23 protein-coding genes and 1 pseudogene are annotated in these 25,177 nt (G+C 52.7%); 17 read left to right on the top strand and 7 right to left on the bottom strand.

Annotated elements, in window-relative coordinates; translation table 11 throughout:
* Window positions 1-84: 84 nt before the first annotated feature.
* From B9P82_RS13715 to rimL, 5 genes and pseudogenes are all read left to right on the top strand, one after another.
* Entirely contained in the window at window positions 85-987 is a 903-nt protein-coding gene (locus B9P82_RS13715) for a manganese-dependent inorganic pyrophosphatase (protein WP_101700489.1), read from the top strand.
* A gap of 120 nt (window positions 988-1,107) precedes the next feature.
* On the top strand, window positions 1,108-2,451 hold the full coding sequence (locus tag B9P82_RS13710) for a 2-oxoadipate dioxygenase/decarboxylase HglS (protein WP_016156596.1): 1,344 nt from the start codon (window positions 1,108-1,110) through the stop codon (window positions 2,449-2,451).
* 193 nt (window positions 2,452-2,644) lie between these two features.
* Window positions 2,645-4,299, top strand: a pseudogene (locus tag B9P82_RS13705) (glucan biosynthesis protein D).
* Between the two features lie 167 nt (window positions 4,300-4,466).
* Window positions 4,467-4,691, top strand: coding sequence for a YdcH family protein (locus tag B9P82_RS13695; RefSeq protein ID WP_003833168.1), 225 nt, complete (start codon window positions 4,467-4,469; stop codon window positions 4,689-4,691).
* Between the two features lie 102 nt (window positions 4,692-4,793).
* Complete coding sequence (gene rimL, locus B9P82_RS13690; protein ID WP_101700488.1) at window positions 4,794-5,339, top strand: 50S ribosomal protein L7/L12-serine acetyltransferase; 546 nt, start codon at window positions 4,794-4,796, stop codon at window positions 5,337-5,339.
* Here the strand turns inward: rimL and ydcK are convergent.
* A complete protein-coding gene (ydcK, locus tag B9P82_RS13685) occupies window positions 5,331-6,311 on the bottom strand; it encodes a YdcK family protein (RefSeq protein WP_101700487.1) in 981 nt (326 codons plus the stop codon). The genes rimL and ydcK overlap by 9 nt on opposite strands.
* Window positions 6,312-6,424: 113 nt before the next feature.
* Between ydcK and tehA the strand changes: the two genes are divergently transcribed.
* From tehA to B9P82_RS13670, 3 genes are all read left to right on the top strand, one after another.
* The gene (gene tehA / locus B9P82_RS13680; protein WP_101700486.1) at window positions 6,425-7,426 is read left to right on the top strand and encodes a dicarboxylate transporter/tellurite-resistance protein TehA; all 1,002 of its coding nucleotides are present in this window, start codon (window positions 6,425-6,427) and stop codon (window positions 7,424-7,426) included.
* Window positions 7,426-8,022, top strand: coding sequence for a tellurite resistance methyltransferase TehB (tehB, locus tag B9P82_RS13675; RefSeq protein WP_016153165.1), 597 nt, complete (start codon window positions 7,426-7,428; stop codon window positions 8,020-8,022). The genes tehA and tehB overlap by 1 nt, the downstream gene beginning before the upstream one ends.
* Before the next feature lie 155 nt (window positions 8,023-8,177).
* On the top strand, window positions 8,178-8,852 hold the full coding sequence (locus B9P82_RS13670) for a DUF3313 domain-containing protein (protein ID WP_019076834.1): 675 nt from the start codon (window positions 8,178-8,180) through the stop codon (window positions 8,850-8,852).
* 35 nt (window positions 8,853-8,887) lie between these two features.
* Here the strand turns inward: B9P82_RS13670 and B9P82_RS13665 are convergent, their stop codons facing one another.
* Complete coding sequence (locus tag B9P82_RS13665; protein WP_101700485.1) at window positions 8,888-9,796, bottom strand: DMT family transporter; 909 nt, start codon at window positions 9,794-9,796, stop codon at window positions 8,888-8,890.
* Window positions 9,797-9,980: 184 nt separating this feature from the next.
* Between B9P82_RS13665 and B9P82_RS13660 the strand changes: the two genes are divergently transcribed.
* Window positions 9,981-10,850, top strand: coding sequence for an AraC family transcriptional regulator (locus B9P82_RS13660; RefSeq protein WP_101700484.1), 870 nt, complete (start codon window positions 9,981-9,983; stop codon window positions 10,848-10,850).
* Here the strand turns inward: B9P82_RS13660 and B9P82_RS13655 are convergent.
* Window positions 10,833-11,999 carry a benzoate/H(+) symporter BenE family transporter gene (locus B9P82_RS13655; RefSeq protein ID WP_047358124.1) on the bottom strand — a complete coding sequence of 389 codons (1,167 nt, stop codon included), beginning with the start codon at window positions 11,997-11,999 and terminating at the stop codon, window positions 10,833-10,835. The genes B9P82_RS13660 and B9P82_RS13655 overlap by 18 nt on opposite strands.
* Before the next feature lie 105 nt (window positions 12,000-12,104).
* Here B9P82_RS13655 and B9P82_RS13650 point away from each other — a divergent pair, with 105 nt between their 5' ends.
* A complete protein-coding gene (locus B9P82_RS13650) occupies window positions 12,105-12,641 on the top strand; it encodes a helix-turn-helix domain-containing protein (RefSeq protein WP_016153160.1) in 537 nt (178 codons plus the stop codon).
* Window positions 12,642-12,720: 79 nt separating this feature from the next.
* Window positions 12,721-14,682, top strand: a complete 1,962-nt coding sequence (locus B9P82_RS13645; protein ID WP_101700482.1) for a peptidase U32 family protein — start codon at window positions 12,721-12,723, stop codon at window positions 14,680-14,682.
* Window positions 14,683-14,685: 3 nt separating this feature from the next.
* On the opposite strand, the gene B9P82_RS13640 is transcribed toward B9P82_RS13645, so the two are convergent.
* From B9P82_RS13640 to B9P82_RS13625, 4 genes are all read right to left on the bottom strand, one after another.
* Window positions 14,686-14,916 (bottom strand): DUF2554 family protein, encoded by a 231-nt coding sequence (locus B9P82_RS13640; protein ID WP_016153158.1) that lies wholly within the window; start codon window positions 14,914-14,916, stop codon window positions 14,686-14,688.
* 189 nt (window positions 14,917-15,105) lie between these two features.
* Window positions 15,106-15,231, bottom strand: coding sequence for a DUF2474 domain-containing protein (locus tag B9P82_RS13635; RefSeq protein ID WP_003020230.1), 126 nt, complete (start codon window positions 15,229-15,231; stop codon window positions 15,106-15,108).
* Window positions 15,231-16,241 (bottom strand): cytochrome d ubiquinol oxidase subunit II, encoded by a 1,011-nt coding sequence (cydB, locus tag B9P82_RS13630; protein WP_016153157.1) that lies wholly within the window; start codon window positions 16,239-16,241, stop codon window positions 15,231-15,233. Before cydB ends, B9P82_RS13635 begins: the two co-directional genes overlap by 1 nt.
* Window positions 16,241-17,644: a cytochrome ubiquinol oxidase subunit I gene (locus tag B9P82_RS13625; RefSeq protein WP_047417372.1), complete on the bottom strand. Its 1,404-nt coding sequence runs from the start codon at window positions 17,642-17,644 to the stop codon at window positions 16,241-16,243. Before B9P82_RS13625 ends, cydB begins: the two co-directional genes overlap by 1 nt.
* Before the next feature lie 310 nt (window positions 17,645-17,954).
* Here B9P82_RS13625 and B9P82_RS13620 point away from each other — a divergent pair, with 310 nt between their 5' ends.
* From B9P82_RS13620 to patD, 6 genes are all read left to right on the top strand, one after another.
* Window positions 17,955-19,364: an aminotransferase-like domain-containing protein gene (locus B9P82_RS13620; protein WP_019076828.1), complete on the top strand. Its 1,410-nt coding sequence runs from the start codon at window positions 17,955-17,957 to the stop codon at window positions 19,362-19,364.
* Window positions 19,365-19,693: 329 nt separating this feature from the next.
* A complete protein-coding gene (ydcS, locus tag B9P82_RS13615; protein WP_101700481.1) occupies window positions 19,694-20,839 on the top strand; it encodes a putative ABC transporter substrate-binding protein YdcS in 1,146 nt (381 codons plus the stop codon).
* Between the two features lie 16 nt (window positions 20,840-20,855).
* A complete protein-coding gene (locus B9P82_RS13610; protein WP_016156582.1) occupies window positions 20,856-21,872 on the top strand; it encodes an ABC transporter ATP-binding protein in 1,017 nt (338 codons plus the stop codon).
* The gene (locus tag B9P82_RS13605; protein WP_016153152.1) at window positions 21,873-22,817 is read left to right on the top strand and encodes an ABC transporter permease; all 945 of its coding nucleotides are present in this window, start codon (window positions 21,873-21,875) and stop codon (window positions 22,815-22,817) included.
* Window positions 22,807-23,613, top strand: coding sequence for an ABC transporter permease (locus B9P82_RS13600; RefSeq protein ID WP_003020204.1), 807 nt, complete (start codon window positions 22,807-22,809; stop codon window positions 23,611-23,613). The genes B9P82_RS13605 and B9P82_RS13600 overlap by 11 nt, the downstream gene beginning before the upstream one ends.
* Window positions 23,614-23,634: 21 nt before the next feature.
* On the top strand, window positions 23,635-25,062 hold the full coding sequence (gene patD, locus B9P82_RS13595; RefSeq protein ID WP_016156580.1) for an aminobutyraldehyde dehydrogenase: 1,428 nt from the start codon (window positions 23,635-23,637) through the stop codon (window positions 25,060-25,062).
* Window positions 25,063-25,177: the final 115 nt, after the last annotated feature.

Below are 25,177 nucleotides of genomic sequence, written 5' to 3'. Positions count from 1 at the left end.
GGGATCATGGAAGATAATCCGTCCAGTCGATATACTTTCGTTATTGTTTGCTTTTGAACCATTCTCTTCACAAGGTACTGATTAATGATAGATGTAATAGGGCACCTTAACCCCGATAGCGATGCCATTTGTACCGCCACCATGACGGCGCGTTGGCTTACTTTACGTGGCCAGCAGGCGACGGCATGGCGTCTGGGCGAATCTAACCGCGAAACGCAATTTATCTTTGAGCATGCGGGACTGACGATGCCCGAACGGCTGACGTTTGAACTGACCGATCGTGATGTGTGGCTGGTCGATTTCACCGAGCCTGCCCAGGGGCCGGCATCGCTGGCAGAAAGTAACGTCGTGGGAATTATCGATCATCACCGACTCGGTGGATTAGTCACTCGTCTGCCACCAGAAGTGTGGGTGAAGCCAGTCGGCAGCAGCGCGACGCTGTTATGGCAACTGATGACGGAAGAGGAGCGCAACCAGTTGTCTGCCGCTGAGGCCGTTTTATTGCTGGGTGCCGCATTGAGTGACACTGTCACGCTTCGTTCGCCAACGACCACCTCTGACGATCGCCTGGCGGTGGAGGCCCTGGCCCAAAAAACCGGTGTGGATCTCGAGGAGTTTAGTCGCGACCTGCTGTCTGCTAAAACAAGCGTGGAAGGCATGAGCGCTCGCGAGCTTCTGCAGAAAGACATTAAAACCTTCACCATTCATGGACATTCGGTTTGTGTGGCGCAGCTTGAACTGTATGCGCTGCAACAGGTGGATGCGGTGCTGGACGATCTCCGTCTGGAAATGGCGCGCTATGCAGAGGAAAAGAATGCCGCGCTGGTTGTACTGATGCTCACCGATATCAATCTGGGCGACACCAGCCTGTGGTTTACCGGTACAGCGCTGTCAGACATCCCGCAGCCCTGTAAGGTGGAGGGGATGCTCAGCCGTAAAAAACAGATGTTGCCCTGGCTGGAAAGTCATTTAAAACCACGCCAGTAGGTTCTGTTCACCGTCTGTAGGGGTGGGAAATTTACGCGGGGTCACACTTTGTAAATTCTTCCCACCGGAGTCAGCGGCGTTTTCTACACTCCAGGTAATATTCACTGGAGGCATGACATTATGGCGAACACCATCACGGCAGATGAGATTCGGGAACAATTTTCGCAGGCAATGTCAGCAATGTACCAGCAGGAAGTCCCGCAATATGGCACGTTGCTGGAACTTGTCGCTGATGTGAATCTGGCGGTACTGGAAAATAATCCTACGCTGCATGAAAAACTGGCGAATGCAGATGAGCTGGCCCGGCTAAACGTTGAGCGCCACGGCGCCATTCGGGTGGGCACTGCGCAGGAGCTTTCTACGCTACGCCGGATGTTTGCCATTATGGGCATGTATCCGGTGAGTTATTACGATCTCTCCCAGGCCGGTGTTCCCGTGCATTCCACCGCGTTTCGTCCCATTGACGATGCGTCGCTTTCGCGCAACCCGTTTCGGGTATTCACCTCGTTATTGCGGCTCGAATTAATCGAAAACGCCGCGCTACGGCAAAAAGCCGCGGAGATCCTCGCGAAACGCGATATTTTCACCCGTCGTTGTCACGAACTGCTGGATGAGTTTGATGTGCAGGGCAGTTTTACGCCTGAGCAGGCGCAGGAGTTTGTGCAAGAAGCGCTGGAAACTTTCCGCTGGCATCAGCATGCCACGGTCGATGAGGCGACCTATCACGCATTGCACAATGAGCACCGGCTGATTGCTGATGTGGTGTGTTTCCCTGGGTGTCATATTAACCATCTGACGCCGCGTACGCTGGATATCGACCGGGTTCAGTCGATGATGCCGGAGTGCGGCATTGAACCCAAAATACTGATTGAAGGGCCGCCGCGCCGCGAGGTGCCCATTTTATTGCGCCAGACCAGTTTTAAAGCGCTGGAAGAGCCGGTGTTATTTGCCGGTGAAATGCGTGGCACTCACACGGCGCGTTTTGGTGAAATCGAACAGCGCGGCGTGGCCCTGACGCCGAAAGGCAGAGCGTTGTACGACGAATTGCTGAATAAAGCGGGAACGGGAAAAGACAACCTGACGCATCAGTTGCATTTGCAGGAGGTGTTCAAAGCATTCCCGGACAGCGAATTTCTGCTGCGCCAGCAGGGGCTTGCCTGGTTCCGCTACCGGCTGACGCCGTCGGGCGAGGCGCATCGACAGGCGATTCGCCCGGATGACGACCCGCAACCGCTCATTGAGCGGGGTTGGCTGGTTGCTCAGCCCATTACCTACGAAGATTTTTTACCGGTGAGCGCCGCGGGGATTTTCCAGTCTAATCTGGGGAATGAAACTCAGGCTCGTAGCCACGGTAATTCCAGCCGCGACGCGTTTGAACAGGCGCTGGGTTGTGCGGTTTATGATGAGTTTGCGTTGTATCAGGAGGCGCAAGATCGAAGTAAACGGCGGTGTGGTTTACTTTAATTGAATTTACATGGGATTCGGTCTGTTCCCATCGACATAAAATATTTTCGATTTTGTACAGATAATCGGCGACCAACAATTGGATTATTAATGAATTTTGTCTAGAGTGAGCGGTCAGAAATGTGCACTCTCTTGCCGCTGATTATGGCCGGCGCGGGACCATTTACACGACCAGAAGGACTCACTTTCAGGCATGAATCGCAGACGATTTATTAAAGGTTCAATGGCAATGGCCGCCGTGTGCGGAACCAGTGGTATTGCATCACTCTTTTCCAGCGCCGCCTTTGCGGCAGAGTCTGACATTGCAGACGGAAAAACCGTACGTTTTGATTTTTCCGTTCTGCAATCGATGGCCCATGACTTAGCACAGAAGCCCTGGGGCGGCGCACCGCGCGCGTTACCTGACACGCTGGCCAAACTGACGCCGCAGGCCTACAACAGCATTCAATATGACCCAGAGCAGTCTCTGTGGAACAATGTTGAAAATCGTCAGCTTGATGCGCAGTTCTTCCACGTGGGAATGGGCTTCCGTCGCCGCGTACGCATGTTCTCGGTTGATGGCAGCACGCATATGGCGCGCGAAATCCACTTCCGTCCGGAACTGTTTAAATACAATGATGCGGGCGTGGATACCAAACAGCTGGAAGGGCAGACTGACCTCGGGTTCGCCGGGTTCCGCGTGTTTAAAGCGCCAGAATTAGCCCGTCGCGATATCGTTTCTTTCCTGGGCGCCAGCTATTTCCGCGCCGTGGATGACACCTATCAGTATGGTTTATCGGCCCGCGGTCTGGCGGTAGATACCTACACCGACAGCAAAGAAGAGTTTCCTGATTTCACCTCTTTCTGGTTCGAAACGGTCAAACCGGGCGCAACCTCCTTTACCGTGTATGCGCTTCTCGACAGCCCCAGTGTAACCGGCGCATTTAAGTTCGTGATCCACTGCGAGAAAACGCAGGTGATCATGGATGTACAAAACCACATCTATGCGCGCAAAGACATCAAGCAGCTCGGTATTGCACCGATGACCAGCATGTTTAGCTGCGGCAACAACGAACGTCGGATGTGTGACACCATTCACCCGCAAATTCATGATTCCGACCGTCTGGCGATGTGGCGGGGCAATGGCGAGTGGATCTGCCGCCCGCTGAATAACCCGCAAAAACTGCAGTTCAACGCCTATACCGATAACAACCCGAAAGGGTTTGGCTTGCTGCAGCTCGATCGCGACTTCTCCCATTACCAGGATATCATGGGCTGGTACAACAAGCGTCCGAGCCTGTGGGTCGAACCGCGTAACCAGTGGGGCAAGGGGACTATCGGCCTGATGGAGATCCCGACGACCGGCGAAACGCTGGATAACGTCGTCTGCTTCTGGCAGCCTGAAAGGTCGATCAAAGCGGGCGATGATCTGGAATTCAAATATCCCTGTACTGGAGTGCTCAGCCGCCGGTGCGTTCACCGCTGGCTCGCGTGATGGCGACCCGAACAGGCATGGGCGGCTTCCCGGAAGGATGGGCGCCGGGCGAGCACTACCCGGAAAAATGGGCGCGACGTTTTGCTGTTGATTTCGTTGGTGGCGATCTAAAAGCCGCAGCGCCGAAGGGTATTGAACCGGTGATTACGCTCTCCAGCGGTGAAGCGAAACAGATTGAGATCCTTTACGTGGAACCTATCGACGGTTATCGCATTCAGTTTGACTGGTATCCGACCTCTGACTCAACCGATCCGGTAGATATGCGTATGTTCCTGCGTTGTCAGGGCGACGCCATCAGTGAAACCTGGCTGTATCAGTACTTCCCGCCAGCGCCTGATAAACGTCAGTACGTTGACGACCGCGAGATGCGTTAATCACTCCCTTTACGGCTCTCCGAATGGGGAGCCGTATCTGTAATCCTCTTCACAACCATTCTGTACACTATTTACTCGATCCCGTTCGCATTTTTCTGTAAGTCAAGTGGGTACTCTGGAGGTGTGTATTTCTTATACACGTTCTTTTCCACTAACAGGGAGAAAGTATGTTTCCAGAATACAGAGACCTTATTTCCCGACTGAAATCCGAGAACCCTCGCTTTCTGTCCTTATTCGAAAAACACAACAGCCTTGATCATGAGATCTCCAGACTGGAAGGTTCGGATGGTCGGGGGTATAGTTTGGACATTGTTCGCCTTAAGAAACAGAAACTCCACCTGAAGGAAGATCTGCTCAAAATATTGCAAAAAGAGAGTGTCAGTGAGAGCTAAGTAAAACGGCGCTTGCTGTGTAAAAGGGCTTCCAAAAGGGAGCCCTTCCTGTTTTTATTTGATGAGCAGGGTGGCCTGCTTAACCATCATAATGGAATGAAAATGTCAGAAGTGATTACCATCAATGACACGCTGGAACTGCGTGCCGTAGAAGAGCAACACGTCACGCCTTTGCATCACTTGGTGCTTAAAAATAAAAGCTGGCTCCAGCAGTCGCTGAACTGGCCGCAGTTTGTTGCCTCTGAGGAGGACACCCGCAAGAATGTGCAGGGCAATATGATGTTACACCAGCGCGGTTACGCCAAAATGTTCCTGATTTTTGCGCAAGAAAATGTGGTCGGGGTTATCTCGTTTAACCAGATAGAACCGCTGAACAAAGCGGCTTATATCGGCTACTGGCTGGATGAGGAGCATCAGGGTAAAGGCATCATGTCCCAGGCGCTACAGGCCTTAATTCATCATTATTCGCAGCGTCAGGAGATTCGCCGTTTCGTGATTAAATGTCGCGTAGAAAACGTTGAGAGTAATCAGGTGGCGCTGCGTAATGGCTTCCAACTGGAAGGATGTATGCAACAGGCGGAATTCCTTAATGGTGATTACTATGATGTGAATCTCTACGCCCGCATCATTGATGGCTCTTCAGAATAAACCTGCGATAGGCGTGCGCGTAATGCGCTGTTCACCGTTAATCACTTTCGGTCCGCGTAGGTGAATGGTATCGCCATCAAACGCCTGGATATGCGCCTGACCGGTTATCTCAATATGATGCTCGATCAGCACTTCGCCCAGCACGCAGACGTGGCCTTCAATCAGGATGTGGTCGTCTAACTGGAGCGGTCCACCGCGTAATTGCGCATGACCGCCGACCAGCACGTGGTGTTTCAGCACGCAGTTACCTTCAACTACCGCGTGCTCCGCCACCTGCGAGCTGTAGCGTAGGGTAGGTATGGCATCTTCTTCGCTCCCGGCGATGACGCGCGCATATCCATAGACTTTGGCGCAATCGCAAATCCAGACATTGTTCTCTTCATTACCTTCCACCTGTGCGAAATCAAAAACTTCCGCCCGATGTTCAATAAAGGCATAGTTGATTTTCGCATCGCCATAGATCTGCGCCTGATGCACCACTCGTGAGTGGCTGACAAAAGTCCGATCATAAATTTGCAGGAGCTGGTCGCTTTCACGGGTTAGCCCCCTGGCGGCGATGATTTCAGAATCACACACCACGCGCGCATCACCAAAGAGAAGGCACTCGCCGCGAACCACAGAATCCTGAATGGTGACGTTGTCACGTATTTGCGCGTTATGACTAATTTCAGCCCGGTCAATCCACACGTCATCGCCAATCTGCGCGCCATCTCTGACCACGCTTGCCTGAGTAATGCGGGCGTTTCCTGTAATCGTCGCGCCGGAAAATGCGAGCGCGTTTTCATCGTAAATCCAGCAATCACCGCTTTGTGACAGCACGCTTTCATTGTCGATCCAGCCACCGGGCGTGCCGGCCTGGACATCATTAAAATCAGTGAGCGCAATGATTTGGCGTAGTAATACGCTTTTTTTATTGCCATTATCCTGGTAACTAAAGGATCGAGACTCATCGCTGAGACGATATTTGGTCATAGCTCATTTCCATGTTGCGCACCTTAGTTAAACGTAGCAAAGTTTTCCGCACTGGCTAAATCAGCGGAAATTCCATAAAATGCATTTCAAATATACTTTAAAAAATAAACAAAATGAGTAAGAACAAGCAGAGTGAGCGGGTCCTCAATCTTCCGGCCGGTTATTTTGGCATGGTACTGGGCATCATTGGGATGGGGTTTGCGTGGCGTTATGCCAGTCAGGTGTGGCCAGTGAGTCACTTGATTGGCGACGGTTTAGTGATCCTCGCAATGGTCATTTGGGGGCTGCTGACGCTGGCTTTTCTGAGCCGTTTACTGCGTTTTCCGCATAGCGTATTGGCGGAAATTCGTCACCCGGTGATGAGCAGTTTTGTCAGTCTGTTTCCGGCCACAACGATGCTGGTCGCGATTGGTTTTGTCCCGTGGTATCGACCGCTGGCGATTGGGTTGTTCAGCATTGGCGTAGTGATACAGCTGGCCTACGCCGCCTGGCAAACGGCAGGGTTGTGGCGTGGATCGCATCCAGAGGAAGCCACCACGCCGGGTCTGTATCTGCCGACCGTCGCCAATAACTTTATCAGTGCAATGGCCTGTGGCGCACTGGGTTTCAACGACGCAGGATTGGTGTTTTTGGGCGCCGGGTTTTTTTCCTGGCTCAGTCTGGAGCCGGTGATTCTGCAACGTTTACGTAGCTGCGGCGAGTTGCCTGCGGTGTTACGTACTTCACTTGGCATTCAACTGGCGCCTGCGCTGGTCGCCTGCAGCGCCTGGCTTAGCGTCAACGGCGGCGAGGGCGATACGTTAGCCAAAATGTTGTTCGGCTATGGTCTGCTGCAACTTTTGTTCATGCTGCGGCTCATGCCGTGGTATTTGTCACAGCCATTTAATGCGTCTTTCTGGAGCTTTTCGTTTGGCGTATCGGCTCTGGCAACAACAGGGCTGCATCTGGGCCACGGTAGCGAGTCAGGATTTTTTCATACGCTGTCGATCCCACTGTTTATTTTTACCAATTTTATCATTGCATTATTACTGGTACGTACGTTTGCATTGCTGATGCAGGGGAAACTGCTCATCCGCACGGAGCGTGCTGCATTACTGAAATCTGAGGATAAATAATGACCCTTTGCGACGAAAACTACTTTACTGAGAAATACGATTTAACTCGTACGCATTCCGATGTTGTTGAAGCGGCAAAAATTGTTAAGCCAGGTAAAACGTTAGACCTGGGCTGCGGTAACGGTCGTAACAGCCTGTACCTTGCGGCAAACGGTTATGACGTGACAGCATGGGATAAAAATCCCATGAGCATCGCTAACCTTGAGCGTATCAAAGCGGCGGAAGGACTGACCAATCTGCACGCTAACGTCGCGGATCTCAACGCATTACGCTTTGACGGCGAATATGATTTTATTCTTTCTACCGTTGTGCTGATGTTCCTTGAAGCCAAAACTATCCCTGGCCTTATTGAAAATATGCAGCGTTGCACTAAACCGGGCGGATATAACTTAATTGTCGCGGCGATGGATACCGATGATTTTCCGTGTACCGTGGGTTTCCCGTTCGCGTTTAAAATCGGAGAATTGCGCAATTATTACAGCGGATGGGATCTGCTGAAATATAACGAAGACGTGGGTGAACTTCATCGTACGGATGAAAACGGTAATCGAATTAAACTGCGCTTTGCCACAATGCTGGCACGCAAAACTGCCTGAACCTCCCGCCTGGGTTAACTCTTTCTGCGCTCAGCATTTTTTGTGCCGGGCGTAGAGAGAAAATTGTGCGGTGTTTACCATTTTTAGTACATCCAAAATGAAACGGTTTTGCTATCCTTTTTAAGCATCATTGCGAAAACTAAAGGGATCGTTTCATGCGTACTCAAACTTTATTTAAAGTTGCAGTGCTTACTGGCTTGTTGGCATTATCCGGCTGTGCGTCAAAAGTGACTGCGCCGGATAAATATTCTGGGTTTTTAAAAAATTACTCTGATTTGAAGGAAACACAATCAGCATCGGGACAAACCGTACTCCGTTGGGTTGATCCGAGCTACAACGAATCCAAATATGACAACATTGTATATAACCCGGTAACGTATTATCCGGTTCCTAAACCTACCACGCAGGTAGGGCAGCAGGTTCTTGATCAACTGCTGACCTACACCAATACCCAGTTGAAATCCGCCATCAGCAAGCGTAAGCCCCTGGTTACTACCCCTGGGCCACGTAGCCTGATTTTCCGCGGAGCGATTACCGGTGTTGCAACGAGCAAAGAAGGACTGCAGTTCTATGAAGTGATCCCGGTTGCGCTACTCGTTGCGGGAACACAAATGGCAACGGGTCACCGTACCATGGATACCAACCTCTATTTCGAGGGTGAGTTGATTGATGCTGCGACCAATAAACCGGTAATTAAAGTTGTACGTAAGGGTGAAGGTAAAGATCTGAGCAACGAAAATACGCCGATGGCGTTCGAAACGTTGAAGAAAGTTATTGATGACATGGCGACGGATGCCACCATGTTTGACGTGAACAAAAAACCACAATAATAATCAACGCACCATCTCAGGATGGTGCGTTTTTTTTATGCCACCCGGCGTCTATAGAATAGTTTACCCATCAGCACTTCTGGTCGGGCAAACATCACCATATTCCCCAGTAAAATCAATACTAATCCGGCAATAGCGTTAACTTGCCAGACGTATCCTTCATACAATGTTGACAGCGTTAGCGCAACCAGCGGGAAAAGCAGGGTACTGTATGCCGCCCTACTGGGACCAATGCGACCTACCAGTGTGAAATAAGCGCCGAAAGCAATCACTGAGCCAAAAATAGCCAGATATAACAGCGCGCTGAGATAGCTGAATGTCCACTGTGGCGTAAAATTGTCCCCGCGCATCAGCGCAATGGCAGCGATCAACAGCGTGCCGTACAGCATGGCCCAACTGTTGGTCGTTAACACTTCCAGCCCTTTTTTCTGGTGACGCATGCTGATCATATTACCCAATGAGAAACCGAAGGTTCCAAGGGCGCTTAAGCCGATACCCAGCAGCAAGGAATGATTGAATCCGCTGTTGAGCAAATCCTGCCAGAACAGAGTCACAATGCCCGTCAGTCCGAGACCGGCTGCGATATAGAAACGCAGCGGTGGTCTTTGCCCAAAAAAGATGAAGCTATTGACCGCATTGAACAGGACGGCCATTGAGAAAATTACCGACTCCAGGCCGGTATTAATCCAGGCCGCAGCCGTATAAAAACACCAGAAGTTGAAGCAAAAAACGCATCCACCCTGTAACAGACAAAACAGATGATCGCGACCAGACAGTTTGCGTAATTTACCGCTAACCAGCAGGACCACTATCATCAGCGAACTGGCAACGGCGAAGCGCCAAAAGATAGAAACCGGCGCAGAAACCGGGCCCTGCTGCAAATAAATCGCAATCCATGTCGTTCCCCAAATTACCACCACCAGGCAGTACAACAGTGCGTTCATACAACTCTCTCTTTTTTGGATTCAGGTTCACACTGTGTCATGTCTGGCGGCAGGAGGCTTTCATCGGTTTGCGGCGGACTTGCAAAATCTTGCGCTTTTTTAGCGTAAAAGCGAAAAGGAAGCTGTTAACAATATGTGGCTGTTATAGACTGAAAGCCTGCTAACTTATTTTGAATGTGATGGTATGCCTCAGCCCTACGATGCCTTTGAAAACTTACGCAAACATAATGCCGTGCTGCATGAATCGGTTGCGTTACATTCAGGGATCCAACTGGCGGCCTGGTCAAACAAGCGCGATACCATCACCCAGTATTGCGATCACCATACGCTCAGTTTATATATCGCGGATGGCTACGAGAGTTATCACAAAACGGCGGGGGGCTGGAAGAATGGCGGCGGACCGGACCGTTTTTGCCTGATGCCGAAAGAGAGCGAGTCGAGTTGGGATATCCGCGACGATCTCTCCTTTGTTCACCTCTATTGTACCGATGCACATCTGCGCGAAGTGGGGGAAAAAGTCTGGGATAAAAGTCCCTATAGCTTCACGCTGGACGAGCACACGTTTGGCAGTGACCCGGGGATCACGGCGGTTTACCGTCAGTTTTTACTTGGTAACGACTGGCAGCAACCGGCCAATCACCTCACGCTCAGCGCGGCATCTTCGCTACTGTTAACGCATCTGATCCAGCATTACAGCAACGTCCAATGGCGACTGCCCACCGTCACCGGGGGACTCGCGCCCGTCACCTTGCGTAACGTGCTGGCCTATATTGACGCGCATCTGGCGTACCCAATCACCCTGAACGATCTGGCTAGCGAGGCGGCGCTTAGCGAATTCCATTTTGCCAGAATGTTTCGCCAGTCGATGAATATGGCACCGCATCAGTACGTGATGCAACGTCGTATGGCGCTGGCGCAGCATCTGGTCTGTTACACTTCACGCAGTTTGTCAGATATTGCGATGACCTGCGGATTCAGTTCGGCAAGCCATTTTAGTAACCGATTTAAACAGGTAACCGGTAAAACGCCAACGCAGCTACGTGCGGCGAAATAACGTCAACACGGCGTAGCAGATACCGCCTACGACCAGCCCCCAGAATGCAGATCCAATCCCCAATAACGTCAGGCCACTGGCCGTGACCAAAAACGTAACGATGGCTGCGTCGCGTTCCGCTTCATTATGCAACGCCTGATACAAACTACCGCTAATCGTCCCGAGCAAGGCCAGACCGGCCAGCATCTGGATCCAGCTTACGGGCAGTGCCGCCATTAGTCCTGTGACTGAACCGCCAAACACCCCAGCCAGAAGATAGAAGACGCCAGCCGCGGCGGCGGCGAGCCAGCGTCGTTTGGCATCAGGATGCGCTTCGGGACTTTGGCAAATTGCGGCGGTTATGGCGGCAATGCAGATGGAGTAGACGCCAAACGGCGAAAAAATCAGCGCCAGCAGGCCGGTAAAGATAATGAGCGGTGAAACGGGTAATGAATAGCCCGACGCATTCATAGTGGCAATACCTGGGGCATTTTGCGAAGCCATAGTAACCAGAAACAGTGGTAGCGCAATGCTGATACTGTGGGCAAATGAAAAGTGTGGGGCTATAAACGCAGGCATGACCGGCGACAAATCCACTCCGTTTGTGACAATGTCACCTTTTATTAGCGCGATAGCGATACCCGCCAGCATCGCGGCGATCGTCGCGTACCGTGGGGCTGTGACTTTAAATACCAGCCATGCCACCAGCATACTACCGCACAAAATAAGCTCACTGTTGAGGCTATTAAAGGCCTGCAGACCAAAGCGCAGCAGGATCCCGGCCAGCATGGCTGATGCCAGTGAGTGGGGGATTATTTTCATCAGACGGGCAAACAATCCGGTTATGCCGCACAGCACAATCAACGCGTTAGCTACGATAAAAACGCCGATAGCATCCTGAATCGATACCCCGTGCAGACCCGTAACCAGCAGCGCGGCGCCAGGTGTTGACCAGGCCGTGAGCACAGGAGCGCGATACCATAACGTCAGCGCCAGCGTACTGACGCCCATTGCAATCCCCAGCGCGGTCATCCAGCCCGCGATTTGATCGGTGGTCGCACCTGCGGCCAGGGCCGCTTGCCAGATAATGGCAGCCGAGCTGGCGTAACCGACCAGGACGGCCACAAACCCCGATAATACGGTGGGTAGTGGGATGGAAAATGCGCGCATAGTCACTCCGTGTGCGTTATAACGGTCAATCAATGTAGCACTGTGCGTTATAGCGTACAAGTGCTAAGCTGTAGCCTTGAGAAAGGAGAGTCAGGAAGGCGAAAAATGGAAAACTTAACCCACTATCTGGCCACAACGCTCCGCACGCTACGTCACCAGCGGGAATGGAGCCTGTCACGTTTAGCGGAGGAAACCGGCGTGTCAAAAGCCATGTTGGGGCAGATTGAGCGCAACGAATCCAGCCCAACGGTGGCGACATTGTGGAAAATTGCTACCGGACTGAACGTGCCATTCTCGACGTTTATTTCACCGCCAGAGTCAGACGGCGCGCCAACATTCGATCCCCAGCAGCAGGCGATGGTCGTCACGCCATTGTTTCCGTGGGACCCACAGCTGTGCTTCGATCATTTTTCGATACAGCTGGCACCCGGCGCACTCAGTGAATCGACTCCGCATGAAACCGGCGTTATAGAGCACGTGGTGGTGATAAATGGGCTGCTGGATATGTGTATTGAGGGGCAGTGGCGCACCATGAAATCCGGCGAGGGGGTGCGTTTTGCGGGAGACAGGGCGCATAGCTACCGTAACAGTAGCGAACAAACGGTTCACTTTCATTCCCTGATCCATTACCCGCGCGGTTAATCGGGAAAACTATTCCGAAAAGCCGCGCTTGTGACTACAATAGCCGCCATTTTTACCACTTGTGGATGGTAACAACTGTATGCGCCAGCAGCCTCATCACCTTGAATTGTTAAGCCCGGCCCGGGATACCGCCATTGCACGTGAAGCCATTTTGCACGGTGCTGACGCCGTTTACATTGGCGGACCGGGTTTTGGCGCGCGTCATAACGCCAGTAACAGTCTGAAAGATATCGCCGAACTGGTGCCGTTTGCGCATCGTTACGGGGCGAAAATCTTTGTGACGCTGAATACAATCTTGCATGATGATGAGCTGGAGCCCGCACAGCGATTAATTACCGATCTGTATCAGACCGGCGTTGACGCCCTGATTGTGCAGGATATGGGGATTCTGGAGCTGGATATTCCTCCCATTGAGCTGCACGCCAGCACCCAATGTGATATTCGCAGCGTCGAGAAGGCGAAGTTTCTTTCTGACGTCGGATTCACCCAAATTGTCCTCGCGCGCGAACTGAGCCTTGAGCAAATAAACGCCATCCATCAGGCTACGGATGCGACTATTGAATTTTTCATTCACGGTGCGCTGTGCGTCGCCTATTCAGGCCAGTGTTATATTTCACATGCGCAAACCGGACGTAGCGCTAACCGCGGTGACTGTTCTCAGGCTTGTCGCCTGCCGTATACCCTGAAAGACGATCAGGGGCGCGTGGTGTCCTATGAAAAACATCTGCTGTCGATGAAAGATAACGATCAGACCGCCAACCTCGGCGCGTTGATTGACGCAGGCGTGCGCTCCTTCAAAATTGAAGGGCGCTATAAAGACATGAGCTATGTGAAGAATATTACCGCGCATTATCGTCAGATGCTGGACGCCATTATTGAAGAGCGCGGCGATCTTGCCCGTTCTTCAGCCGGGCGTACCGAACATTTCTTTACTCCATCCACGGAAAAGACCTTCCATCGCGGCAGCACCGATTATTTTGTGAATGACCGTAAGGGGGATATCGGCGCATTCGACTCACCAAAGTTCATCGGTCTGCCGGTTGGCGAAGTCCTGAAGGTGGCAAAAGATCATCTCGATGTTGAGGTAACAGAACCGCTGGCCAACGGGGATGGTCTGAACGTGTTAATCAAGCGTGAGGTCGTCGGATTTCGCGCCAATACCGTTGAAAAAACGGGGCACAATCGTTATCGGGTGTGGCCGAATGAAATGCCCGCCGACCTGCACAAAGTGCGCGACAACCATCCGCTGAACCGCAATCTCGATCATAACTGGCAGCAAGCGTTGACCAAAACCTCCAGCGAACGCCGCGTCGCGGTCGATATTGAGCTGGGCGGCTGGCAGGAACAGTTGATCCTGACGCTCACCAGTGAGGAGGGGGTGAGTATCACCCATACGCTGGACGGCCAGTTTGAGGAAGCGAACAATGCAGAAAAAGCGTTGAGCAACCTGCAGGATGGCCTGGCAAAACTGGGACAAACGCTTTATTACGCCCGTAATATTCAGGTGAATCTGCCGGGAGCATTGTTCGTGCCTAACGGTCAACTGAATCAGCTGCGACGTGAAGCGGTCGACATGCTGGATGCAGCTCGTTTGCAAAACTATCAGCGCGGTCGCCGTAAACCGGTTGCCCAGCTGGCGCCGGTTTACCCGCAAACGCATCTGAGCTTTCTGGCTAACGTCTACAACCATAAAGCGCGAGAGTTTTATCACCGTTATGGCGTGCAGTTGATTGATGCCGCCTATGAGGCGCATGAAGAGAAGGGCGATGTGCCGGTGATGATCACCAAACATTGCCTGCGTTTTGCGTTTAACCTGTGTCCGAAACAGGCGAAAGGAAATATCAAAAGCTGGAAAGCCACGCCGATGCAACTGGTTAACGGCGATGAGGTCCTGACGCTGAAATTTGATTGCCGACCGTGCGAAATGCACGTGATCGGCAAGATGAAACATCACATTCTGAAGATGCCGTTGCCGGGCAGCGTGGTGGCTTCCGTCAGCCCTGAAGAACTGCTGAAAACGTTGCCAAAGCGTAAAAGCTAACGGTTAGCTCTGATGTGTATCGGGTTTGCGTGATTTTTGCCAGTAATGGTGTTCGCGAAGATCGGCGGCGGATTCTTCCGCCGTCATTCGTAGCTCATCGCTGTCGGCCGTGTGTCGTAATAAGTGATCGGCATCCTGCACCTGAAGATACTCATGTCCCTGATTAGTAGCGAGAAGTTGACCGGAAAAAAGCGCGCTGGCCAGCAATAACACCGTTAACCCTTTCTTAAACATCATGCACCCTCTGGTACGTTAGCTGCGGAATTGACGATAATTTCGCCAGGTGACTATTCAATATTTTAATCGGGTTAATGACAATCTCTGTTTTGTCATTTCGATGTTTTTTACATTTTTGTTTAGATAACGTTGGGATTTGTCACAACCGGGCAGTGCAGCGCTGCCCGGTTGTTATCAGAGAGAGAATCAGGATTTAAATCCGGCGGCCGTCATCAAGAGACGAAAGAACATACCAACGGCGGCCAGGGCCAGCACGCTGCCGCCCCAGAGGATCACCAGCCACATCAGGCGTTTCCAGATTGTTTGTTGCATCAATGATACCCCTCACCATGTTGAACTTTGCCGCGGAAAACGTAGTAGCTCCAGAAGGTGTACACCAGGATTATCGGGATAATCAGCAGCGCGCCAACCAACATAAAGCCCTGACTCTGCGCCGGAGCTGCCGCCTGCCACAGCGTAATGGAAGGTGGAATGATGTGGGGCCAGATACTGATCCCCAGCCCGCTGAACCCGAGAAAAATTAGCCCCAGCGTCAATACAAAAGGCAGCGTATGGCTGTTTTGCTGACCCAGCGAGCGCCACAGCCAGAGGCTAATCAGCGCAACCAGGAGCGGAACCGGCATCAGGAACCACAGATTGGGCAGGCTAAACCAACGCTCGGCAATGGCGCTGTGCGCCAGCGGCGTCCACAGGCTGATAATGGCAATGACAACCAGCATCGCCAGCAGCAGTTTTCTTGCCACGCAGCGCATTTTATCCTGCAACGGATTTTCGCTTTTCATCACCAGCCATGTTGCCCCCAACAGGGCGTAGGCTACAACCAGGCCCACGCCGCAGAACAGGGTAAAGGGGGTCAGCCAGTCGAAAGGACCGCCGCTGTAGCTGCGTCCGGTGACGGAAAATCCATTGAGTACGGCACCGACCACAATACCCTGAGTGAATGTCGCGAGGATTGAACCGCCGAGAAAAGCTTTATCCCAGAATGGTCGATGCGCCGGCGTGGCTTTGAAGCGAAACTCAAACGCGACGCCGCGAAATATCAGGCCGATGAGCATCAGGGTCAACGGGATCGTTAGCGCATCGACAATCACCGCATAGGCCAGGGGAAAAGCGCCGAATAATCCGGCGCCACCCAACACCAGCCAGGTTTCATTACCGTCCCATACCGGGGCGACGCTGTTGACCATCACATCGCGGTCATCCGCATCCGAAATCGCAGGGAATAAAATACCGATCCCGAGATCAAAACCGTCCATCACGATATACATCAGCGTGGCGAACACGATAATTACAAACCAGATAACTGATAAATCGATACCCATTAGCGGTGTGCCTCCGGTTGAGAATCGAGAACGACAGCAGAAAGCGGCCGCGCCGGCGTGCCTGTTGGTGGAATGGTCGGCTCATCTTCCTGTGGCCCTTTGCGGATCAGGCGGATCATGTAGCTGTAACCCACGCCAAACACCGAGCTATACACCACAAAGAAAGACAGTAGGCTGATGCTCATATGTAAATCACCATGTGCGGAAACCGCATCCGCCGTACGTTGCAAACCGTAAACCACCCACGGCTGACGGCCAACTTCGGTGGTCACCCAGCCAGCAAGGATGGCAATCAGACCGGAGGGCCCCATCCACAATGCAAAACGCAGGAAAGGACGTGAGGTGTATAGCCGCTGCTTATAACGCAGCCACAGGGCAAACGCGCCCAGCAGGATCATCAGCATGCCTAACCCTGCCATAATGCGAAACGACCAGAACACGATGGTGGAATTGGGCCTGTCTTCCTTCGGAAATTCTTTTAACGCCGGGACCTGTTTATCCAGACTATGAGTCAGGATCAGGCTGCCCAGCGCCGGGATTTCCAGCCCATAGCGGGTGCGCTCCTGCTCCATATCCGGCCAGCCGAACAACAGCAGCGGGGTCGGTTCACCAGGCGGATTTTCCCAGTGTCCTTCAATCGCCGCAATTTTTGCAGGCTGGTGCTTCAGCGTATTCAACCCGTGCATATCGCCAATTAAGGCCTGCAGCGGAGCGACGATTAACGTCATCCACAGCGCCATTGAAAACATAGCGCGAATTGCTGGCGTGCTATTACCGCGCAATAAATGCCATGCGGCTGAAGCCGCGACAAACAGCGCGCTGCTCAGGAAGGCGGCAACGGACATATGCAGCAAACGATAAGGGAATGACGGATTGAAAATCACGGCGAACCAGTCGACGGGAACGACTTGCCCGTTAACAATTTCATAGCCCTGTGGCGTTTGCATCCAGCTGTTGGAGGCGAGGATCCAGAAGGTAGAAATAATAGTACCCAGCGCAACCATACAGGTCGCGAAGAAGTGAAGTCCTGGGCCAACCCGGTTCCAGCCAAACAGCATTACCCCAAGGAAGCCCGCTTCGAGGAAGAAGGCGGTTAATACTTCATAGGTCAGCAGCGGCCCGGTGATGCTACCGGCGAACTCGGAAAAACCACTCCAGTTCGTGCCGAACTGATAAGCCATCACCAGCCCGGAAACCACGCCCATACCAAAGTTTACGGCGAATATTTTCGACCAGAAATGGTATAGCGAGCGCCAGGTCGGATTTTTCGTTTTTAACCATAACCCTTCGAGCACCGCCAGATAACTGGCGAGGCCAATGGTAATCGCCGGAAAGATGATGTGAAAGGATACCGTAAACGCGAACTGGATCCTCGCCAGGTGAAACGCGTCAAGACCGAACATGCTTAGCTCCGCAGGAAAAATTGATTTGGCGCAATTCTAAGGCTGCGAAGCAATGGAAGGCAGAAACAGAACAGTTCTTTTTAACCATAACAGTTGTCGTGCTGTTATAGGTTAGCCTGGCTGATATGAAATCTGGAACCTGGATTCCTGTTATCAAAAAGCGTCCACGTCTTGAAACACGCGCCTTAGGCAAGGAGCTGTCAGTAACAATGTTGTAAAACTGTTAACTATAACAGTTATAAAAAACACCCTGATTATGTAAACTGATATATACAGTGCGTGTCACCGACACCGATTATCAGGACGAAAAATGAAAAAATACCAGCGACTGGCTGAGCAAATTCGCGATCAAATCGCGTCTGGCGTATGGCAGCCCGGCGATCGCTTGCCATCCTTGCGCGAGCAGGTGGTCAGCAGCGGCATGAGTTTTATGACCGTCGGACATGCATATCAGTTGCTGGAAAGTCAGGGCCGGATTATCGCCCGGCCGCAGTCGGGTTACTATGTTGCCGCGCGCCCTGAACGTGAGCTGGCAGCGCCGCAGGCGCAGGTGATGCGCGATGAAGCGGTGGATATCAACACCTATATTTTTGATATGCTGCAGGCCAGCCGGGATGCGTCAGTGATGCCATTTGCCTCTGCATTCCCTGACCCGCGTCTGTTTCCCCTCCAGCAGTTGAACCGCTCGCTGGCGCAGGTCAGTAAAACCGCGACCGCCATGAGCGTGATAGAAAACCTGCCGCCGGGAAATGATGAGCTGCGCCATGCCATTGCCCGCCGCTATGCTCAACAGGGGATGACCATTTCACCTGATGAAATTGTCATCACTACCGGTGCGCTGGATGCCCTCAACCTGAGCCTGCAGGCGGTTACCGAACCGGGAGACTGGGTGATTGTCGAAAATCCCTGTTTCTATGGGGCGTTGCAGGCCCTGGAGCGATTACGGCTGAAGGCGCTTTCGATTGCCACCGACGTGAAAGAGGGGATCGATCTTACCGCGCTGGAGCAAGCGTTGCAGGAGTATCCGGTAAAAGCCTGCTGGCTGATGACCAACAGCCAAAATCCGCTGGGTTTTACGCTCAGCCCAGAGAAAAAGGCGCACCTGGTCGCATTGCTGGAAAAATATCATGTAATGCTGATAGAAGATGATGTCTACAGCGAGCTGTACTTTGGTCGCGAAAAACCACTGCCTGCCAAAGCCTGGGATCGCGCCGACAGCGTTTTGCATTGTTCGTCTTTCTCGAAGTGCCTGGTGCCCGGATTTCGCGTGGGCTGGGTGGCGGCCGGGAAGCATGCTCGACGTATTCAGCGACTCCAGCTCATGAGCACGTTATCCACCAGTTCCCCCATGCAGCTTGCGCTCGTGGATTATCTGTCAACCCGGCGCTATGACGCGCATCTGCGCCGCTTACGCCGTCAACTGGCGGAACGCAAACAGCAGGCCTGGCAAACGTTGCTGCGCCATCTTCCGGCGGAAGTCAAAATTCACCATAACGACAGCGGCTATTTTCTGTGGCTGGAACTGCCTGAACCGCTTGATGCAGGCGTGCTCAGCACCCAGGCACTGGCGCACCATATCAGCATTGCACCGGGAAAAATGTTTTCGACCTCGGGGAGCTGGACTCGTTTTTTTCGCTTTAATACCGCATGGCACTGGGGAGAGCGTGAGGAACAGGCAGTGAAACAGCTGGGAAAATTAATTCGCGAGATGATGAAATAAAACGTAACGCGCTATTCAATATAAAAGAATAGCGCGTTCTTATTTTCGAAATAGAGAATACCTAACCCCGATGTTATTTATATCGGGTGCTACCATACAAAAAATCAATAGTTCTTACTATTGCCACCGTTGCACCTAACTCCTTGTCTATACTCCAGAAGATTAAAGCTCCCGATCAGCATCAGTAGCGTAATGAGCGTTAGCTCACAACCTGATTAAATTTCCTTGCGCCAGCAGGAACGCTTACAACACCCCGACTATTTTTAGGAAAGGACATATATTTACGGCAAGGCTGCCGCTCATTATTTTTTAGACAGGAGTAAGACGTTATGAGCAAGCAGTTTGCCCTCAGTAGCCTGTGCGCACTCAGTATGACGCTGATGACTGCACAAGCAGCCGAACCCCCGACATCCTTAGATAAACCGGAAGGCCGTCTGGATATTATTGCCTGGCCGGGCTACATCGAACGTGGACAGACCGATAAACAATATGATTGGGTTTCGCAGTTTGAGAAAGAGACCGGCTGCGCGGTCAATGTTAAAACAGCGGCCACTTCTGATGAAATGGTCAGCCTGATGGCAAAAGGCGGCTACGACCTGGTTACCGCTTCCGGTGATGCCTCCTTGCGTCTGATTATGGGAAAACGCGTTCAGCCGATTAATACCGCGCTGATCCCTAACTGGAAAAGCATCGATCCGCGCGTGGTAAAAGGCGAGTGGTTTAACGTTGGCGGAAAAGTTTACGGCACACCGTACCAGTGGGGGCCAAACCTGCTGATGTACAACACCAAAATTTTCCCAACGCCGCCGGATAGCTGGAACGTGGTATTTGTTGAGCAAAAACTTGGGGACGGAAAAAGCAATAAAGGGCGCGTTCAAGCCTACGATGGCCCGATCTATATTGCCGATGCTGCATTATTCGTTAAGGCGACTCAGCCGCAACTGGGCATTACCGATCCCTATCAGCTCACCGAACAACAGTATCAGGCGGTGATCAAAGTTCTGAGCGATCAGCACGCGCTGATCCATCGCTATTGGCACGATACCACCGTACAAATGAGCGACTTCAAAAACGAAGGTGTGGTGGCGTCCAGCGCCTGGCCTTATCAGGCGAACGCCCTGAAAGGAGAAGGCCAGCCTATTGCCACGGTCTTCCCAAAAGAAGGGGTTACCGGATGGGCTGATACCACCATGCTGCACAGCGAAGCCAAACACCCGGTGTGCGCTTACAAATGGATGAACTGGTCATTAACCCCGAAAGTTCAGGGCGACGTCGCAGCCTGGTTTGGTTCTCTGCCAGTCGTGCCTGAAGGTTGTAACGCCAGCCCGCTGCTGGGTGAAAAGGGCTGTGAAACCAACGGCTATAGCTACTTTGACAAAATTGCCTTCTGGAAAACGCCGATCGCAGAAGGTGGCAAATTCGTTCCTTACAGTCGCTGGACGCAGGATTACATCGCCATTATGGGCGGTCGTTAATTCCGCTGGGGGTTTTATGACGTACGCAGTGGAGTTTCATAACGTCTCGCGTCTGTACGGGGATGTTCGTGCAGTTGATGGGGTGAGTATTGCGATTAACGACGGTGAGTTTTTCTCTATGCTGGGGCCATCCGGCTCCGGCAAGACCACTTGTCTGCGCCTTATTGCAGGGTTTGAGCAACTGTCAGGCGGCGCAATCACCATTTTTGGTAAGCAGGCCAGCGAATTGCCGCCCTGGGAACGGGACGTCAATACGGTATTTCAGGATTATGCGCTATTCCCGCATATGTCGATTCTCGACAATGTCGCCTACGGGCTGATGGTCAAAGGTATTGATAAAAAACAGCGTCACGCTAAAGCACGTGAAGCGCTGGATAAGGTTGCGCTAGGTTTTGTTTATGAACGCAAACCATCGCAACTTTCCGGTGGTCAGCGGCAACGCGTGGCGATTGCCCGCGCGCTGGTCAATGAACCGCGGGTCCTGCTGTTGGATGAACCGCTCGGGGCATTGGATCTTAAGCTGCGTGAGCAGATGCAGCTGGAACTGAAAAAGCTACAGCAATCCCTGGGTATCACCTTCATTTTTGTCACCCACGATCAGGGTGAAGCCCTGTCGATGTCCGATCGTGTGGCGGTGTTTAATAATGGTCGCATCGAACAGGTGGATTCTCCGCGTGAACTGTACATGCGTCCGCGCACACCGTTTGTGGCAAGTTTCGTCGGGACGTCAAATGTTTTTGATGAAACGATGTCAGCGAACGTTTGCGGACTACAGGGTATGTTTTCCCTGCGTCCGGAACACATTCGCTTGAATGATACCAGTGGTGAAGTCCAGGCTCGGGGGGTTATCCAGGCTGTGCAGTACCAGGGTGCCGCGACACGTTTTGAGCTGAAACTTGTCGGCGGTGAAAAATTGCTGGTTAGCCAGGCGAACCTGACGGGAGAAATGCTGCCGACAACGCTGTCGCCAGGTCAACAGGTCATGGCATCGTGGTCACGCGACGTGATGGTACCGCTGGTTGAGGAGAGGTGAATGGCTATGAATGTCTTACATTCGCCTCCACAGTCGACAAGTCTGAACCGGATCTCAGGGTTCTTCTGGCGTAATCCGGGCCTGGGGCTGTTTTTGCTGCTCCTCGGACCGCTGATGTGGTTTGGGATCGTCTACTTCGGCTCATTACTGACGCTGTTGTGGCAAGGTTTTTATACCTTCGATGATTTCACCATGTCGGTCACGCCCGACCTGACGCTGGCGAATTTGCAGGCGCTGTTTAATCCCGCCAACTACGACATCATTTTGCGTACCCTGACGATGGCGGTGGCAGTCACCATTGCCAGCGCGATTCTGGCGTTTCCGATGGCGTGGTATATGGCGCGATATACCAGTGGCAAAATGAAAGCCTTTTTTTACATTGCTGTGATGTTGCCGATGTGGGCCAGCTACATTGTTAAAGCCTACGCATGGACGTTACTGTTGGCTAAAGACGGGGTGGCGCAGTGGTTTTTAACTCATCTGGGACTGGAGCCTCTGCTGCTTTCGTTCCTGACGCTGCCTGCGGTCGGCGGCAATACGTTGTCGACTTCAGGGTTAGGGCGTTTTCTGGTGTTCGTCTACATCTGGCTGCCGTTTATGATCCTGCCGGTACAGGCCGCGCTGGAGAGACTTCCGCCTTCGCTCTTACAGGCCTCCGCTGATTTGGGCGCTCGTCCGCATCAGACTTTCCGCTATGTGGTCCTGCCACTGGCGATACCCGGTATCGCGGCAGGGTCGATCTTTACTTTTTCTCTGACGTTGGGCGATTTTATCGTGCCGCAACTGGTGGGGCCGCCAGGCTATTTCATCGGCAATATGGTGTATTCGCAACAAGGGGCGATCGGCAATATGCCGATGGCGGCGGCATTTACTTTGGTGCCGATTGTGTTAATCGCACTGTATCTGGCGTTCGTGAAGCGTCTGGGAGCTTTCGATGCACTCTGAACGCGCGCCCTGGTTACTCAAATTGGCGGCATGGGGCGGGGTTATTTTCCTGCACTTTCCCATCCTCATCATCGCCACCTATGCTTTTAATACTGAGGAGGCTGCTTTTAGTTTTCCACCGCAGGGGTTAACGCTGAAGTGGTTTAGCGTTGCGGCGCAACGTAGCGACATTCTGGAATCGGTGACGTTGTCACTTAAAATCGCTGCATTGTCGACGGCCATTGCTCTCGTTCTGGGGACGCTGGCCGCTGCCGCACTGTGGCGCAGGGACTTTTTTGGTAAAAGCGCAATATCGCTGTTGCTGCTGTTGCCGATCGCGCTGCCGGGGATTATTACCGGTCTGGCGCTACTGACGGCGTTTAAAACTATCAACCTGGAACCCGGTTTTCTCACCATCGTGGTCGGCCATGCGACGTTTTGCGTGGTGGTGGTATTTAACAACGTCGTGGCGCGTTTTCGCCGTACCTCATGGAGTCTGGTTGAAGCGTCTATGGATCTTGGCGCCAACGGCTGGCAAACCTTTCGTTATGTCGTGCTGCCAAACCTGGCATCGGCACTGCTGGCGGGAGGGATGCTGGCGTTTGCTTTGTCGTTTGATGAAATCATCGTGACAACGTTCACCGCCGGACATGAAAGAACACTTCCTTTGTGGCTGCTCAATCAACTGGGTCGACCACGAGATGTGCCTGTCACCAACGTTGTGGCATTGCTGGTAATGCTGGTGACAACACTGCCAATTTTAGGGGCCTGGTGGCTAACGCGTGAAGGCGACACTCTCGCCGGAAACGGTAAATAAACGACGATATGGGAAATTGCTATGCAACATCAATTACTGATTAATGGCGAGCTGGTCAACGGTGAAGGTGAAAAGCAGCCAGTCTATAACCCTGCCACTGGAGAACGCATTCTGGAGATTGCCGAGGCGTCAGCCGGGCAGGTTGATGCGGCGGTACGTGCAGCAGACAGCGCATTTGCCACCTGGGGACAAACCACACCGAAAGTCCGTTCCGAACTGCTGCTGAAACTGGCGGATGCTATCGCCGATAACGCGCAAACCTTCGCTGAGCTGGAATCGCTTAACTGTGGTAAGCCGCTGCACTGTGTCCTTAACGATGAAATTCCGGCAATCGTCGACGTTTTCCGCTTCTTCGCCGGGGCAGCTCGTACCCTGCAAGGACAGGCGGCCGGAGAGTATCTGGAAGGGCATACGTCGATGATTCGTCGGGATCCGCTGGGCGTGGTGGCCTCTATCGCGCCGTGGAACTACCCGCTGATGATGGCGGCGTGGAAACTGGCACCGGCGCTGGCGGCGGGTAACTGTGTGGTGATTAAACCGTCAGAAATTACCCCGCTAACGGCACTTAAACTGGCTGAATTTGCCAAAGATATTTATCCGCCTGGCGTTATCAACGTGCTGTTTGGCCGTGGCAAAACGGTGGGTGACCCGCTGACCGGTCATGAAAAAGTCCGGATGGTTTCCCTGACCGGCTCCATTGCGACAGGTGAACACATTATCCAGCACACCGCGCCTTCGATTAAGCGCACACATATGGAGCTGGGCGGCAAAGCCCCGGTCATCATTTTTGATGATGCCGATCTGGATGCGGTGGTGAGCGGCGTGCGAACCTTTGGGTATTACAACGCCGGACAAGACTGTACCGCCGCTTGTCGAATCTATGCCCAGAAAGGCATTTATGACGCGTTGGTTGAGAAACTGGGGGCCGCGGTTGCCAGCCTGAAAATCGGTGCACCGAATGACGAATCGACGGAGCTGGGGCCGGTAAGCTCGCAGGCGCACCTCGATCGCGTGACTAAAGCGGTCGATGAAGCTAAAGCACTGGGGCATATCAAAGTCATCACCGGTGGTAAAAAAGTGGACGGCGCAGGCTACTATTTTGCTCCGACGCTGTTGGCCGGGGCGAAGCAGGAAGATGCTATCGTGCAGAGGGAAGTTTTCGGTCCGGTGGTCAGCGTCACCGTATTTGAGGATGAAGATCAGGTGCTGGCGTGGGCTAACGATTCGAAATACGGCCTGGCATCCTCCGTCTGGACTCGGGATGTGGGGCGCGCGCATCGATTTAGCGCTCGCCTGCAGTATGGTTGCACCTGGGTCAATACCCACTTCACGCTGGTCAGCGAGATGCCGCACGGCGGACAAAAACAGTCTGGTTATGGCAAGGATATGTCGGTTTACGGGCTGGAAGATTACACGATTGTTCGCCATGTCATGATCAAGCATGAGTAATATCTGAAGCGCGAGCAATAAATGCGGCACGGATAGCTAAATACTGGCAAACGTGTGTCTATATTATTCGCGCCACTGGCCTCGTCGCCATCGGACGGCGGTAAGTTGGAAATAT

The organism is Citrobacter sp. L55, from assembly GCF_002850715.1.
GTDB classification, from domain to species: Bacteria; Pseudomonadota; Gammaproteobacteria; order Enterobacterales; family Enterobacteriaceae; genus Citrobacter; species Citrobacter braakii.
This window is presented reverse-complemented; position numbering and strand designations above follow the sequence as displayed.

What these genes read in the sequence shown, in the direction of transcription:
- B9P82_RS13715 (WP_101700489.1), top strand. Translation starts at nt 85, where the DNA reads ATGATAGATGTAATAGGGCACCTTAACCCCGATAGCGATGCCATTTGT.
- B9P82_RS13710 (WP_016156596.1), top strand. Translation starts at nt 1,108, where the DNA reads ATGGCGAACACCATCACGGCAGATGAGATTCGGGAACAATTTTCGCAG.
- B9P82_RS13695 (WP_003833168.1), top strand. Translation starts at nt 4,467, where the DNA reads ATGTTTCCAGAATACAGAGACCTTATTTCCCGACTGAAATCCGAGAAC.
- rimL (WP_101700488.1), top strand. Translation starts at nt 4,794, where the DNA reads ATGTCAGAAGTGATTACCATCAATGACACGCTGGAACTGCGTGCCGTA.
- ydcK (WP_101700487.1), bottom strand. Translation starts at nt 6,311, where the DNA reads ATGACCAAATATCGTCTCAGCGATGAGTCTCGATCCTTTAGTTACCAG.
- tehA (WP_101700486.1), top strand. Translation starts at nt 6,425, where the DNA reads ATGAGTAAGAACAAGCAGAGTGAGCGGGTCCTCAATCTTCCGGCCGGT.
- tehB (WP_016153165.1), top strand. Translation starts at nt 7,426, where the DNA reads ATGACCCTTTGCGACGAAAACTACTTTACTGAGAAATACGATTTAACT.
- B9P82_RS13670 (WP_019076834.1), top strand. Translation starts at nt 8,178, where the DNA reads ATGCGTACTCAAACTTTATTTAAAGTTGCAGTGCTTACTGGCTTGTTG.
- B9P82_RS13665 (WP_101700485.1), bottom strand. Translation starts at nt 9,796, where the DNA reads ATGAACGCACTGTTGTACTGCCTGGTGGTGGTAATTTGGGGAACGACA.
- B9P82_RS13660 (WP_101700484.1), top strand. Translation starts at nt 9,981, where the DNA reads ATGCCTCAGCCCTACGATGCCTTTGAAAACTTACGCAAACATAATGCC.
- B9P82_RS13655 (WP_047358124.1), bottom strand. Translation starts at nt 11,999, where the DNA reads ATGCGCGCATTTTCCATCCCACTACCCACCGTATTATCGGGGTTTGTG.
- B9P82_RS13650 (WP_016153160.1), top strand. Translation starts at nt 12,105, where the DNA reads ATGGAAAACTTAACCCACTATCTGGCCACAACGCTCCGCACGCTACGT.
- B9P82_RS13645 (WP_101700482.1), top strand. Translation starts at nt 12,721, where the DNA reads ATGCGCCAGCAGCCTCATCACCTTGAATTGTTAAGCCCGGCCCGGGAT.
- B9P82_RS13640 (WP_016153158.1), bottom strand. Translation starts at nt 14,916, where the DNA reads ATGTTTAAGAAAGGGTTAACGGTGTTATTGCTGGCCAGCGCGCTTTTT.
- B9P82_RS13635 (WP_003020230.1), bottom strand. Translation starts at nt 15,231, where the DNA reads ATGCAACAAACAATCTGGAAACGCCTGATGTGGCTGGTGATCCTCTGG.
- cydB (WP_016153157.1), bottom strand. Translation starts at nt 16,241, where the DNA reads ATGGGTATCGATTTATCAGTTATCTGGTTTGTAATTATCGTGTTCGCC.
- B9P82_RS13625 (WP_047417372.1), bottom strand. Translation starts at nt 17,644, where the DNA reads ATGTTCGGTCTTGACGCGTTTCACCTGGCGAGGATCCAGTTCGCGTTT.
- B9P82_RS13620 (WP_019076828.1), top strand. Translation starts at nt 17,955, where the DNA reads ATGAAAAAATACCAGCGACTGGCTGAGCAAATTCGCGATCAAATCGCG.
- ydcS (WP_101700481.1), top strand. Translation starts at nt 19,694, where the DNA reads ATGAGCAAGCAGTTTGCCCTCAGTAGCCTGTGCGCACTCAGTATGACG.
- B9P82_RS13610 (WP_016156582.1), top strand. Translation starts at nt 20,856, where the DNA reads ATGACGTACGCAGTGGAGTTTCATAACGTCTCGCGTCTGTACGGGGAT.
- B9P82_RS13605 (WP_016153152.1), top strand. Translation starts at nt 21,873, where the DNA reads ATGGCTATGAATGTCTTACATTCGCCTCCACAGTCGACAAGTCTGAAC.
- B9P82_RS13600 (WP_003020204.1), top strand. Translation starts at nt 22,807, where the DNA reads ATGCACTCTGAACGCGCGCCCTGGTTACTCAAATTGGCGGCATGGGGC.
- patD (WP_016156580.1), top strand. Translation starts at nt 23,635, where the DNA reads ATGCAACATCAATTACTGATTAATGGCGAGCTGGTCAACGGTGAAGGT.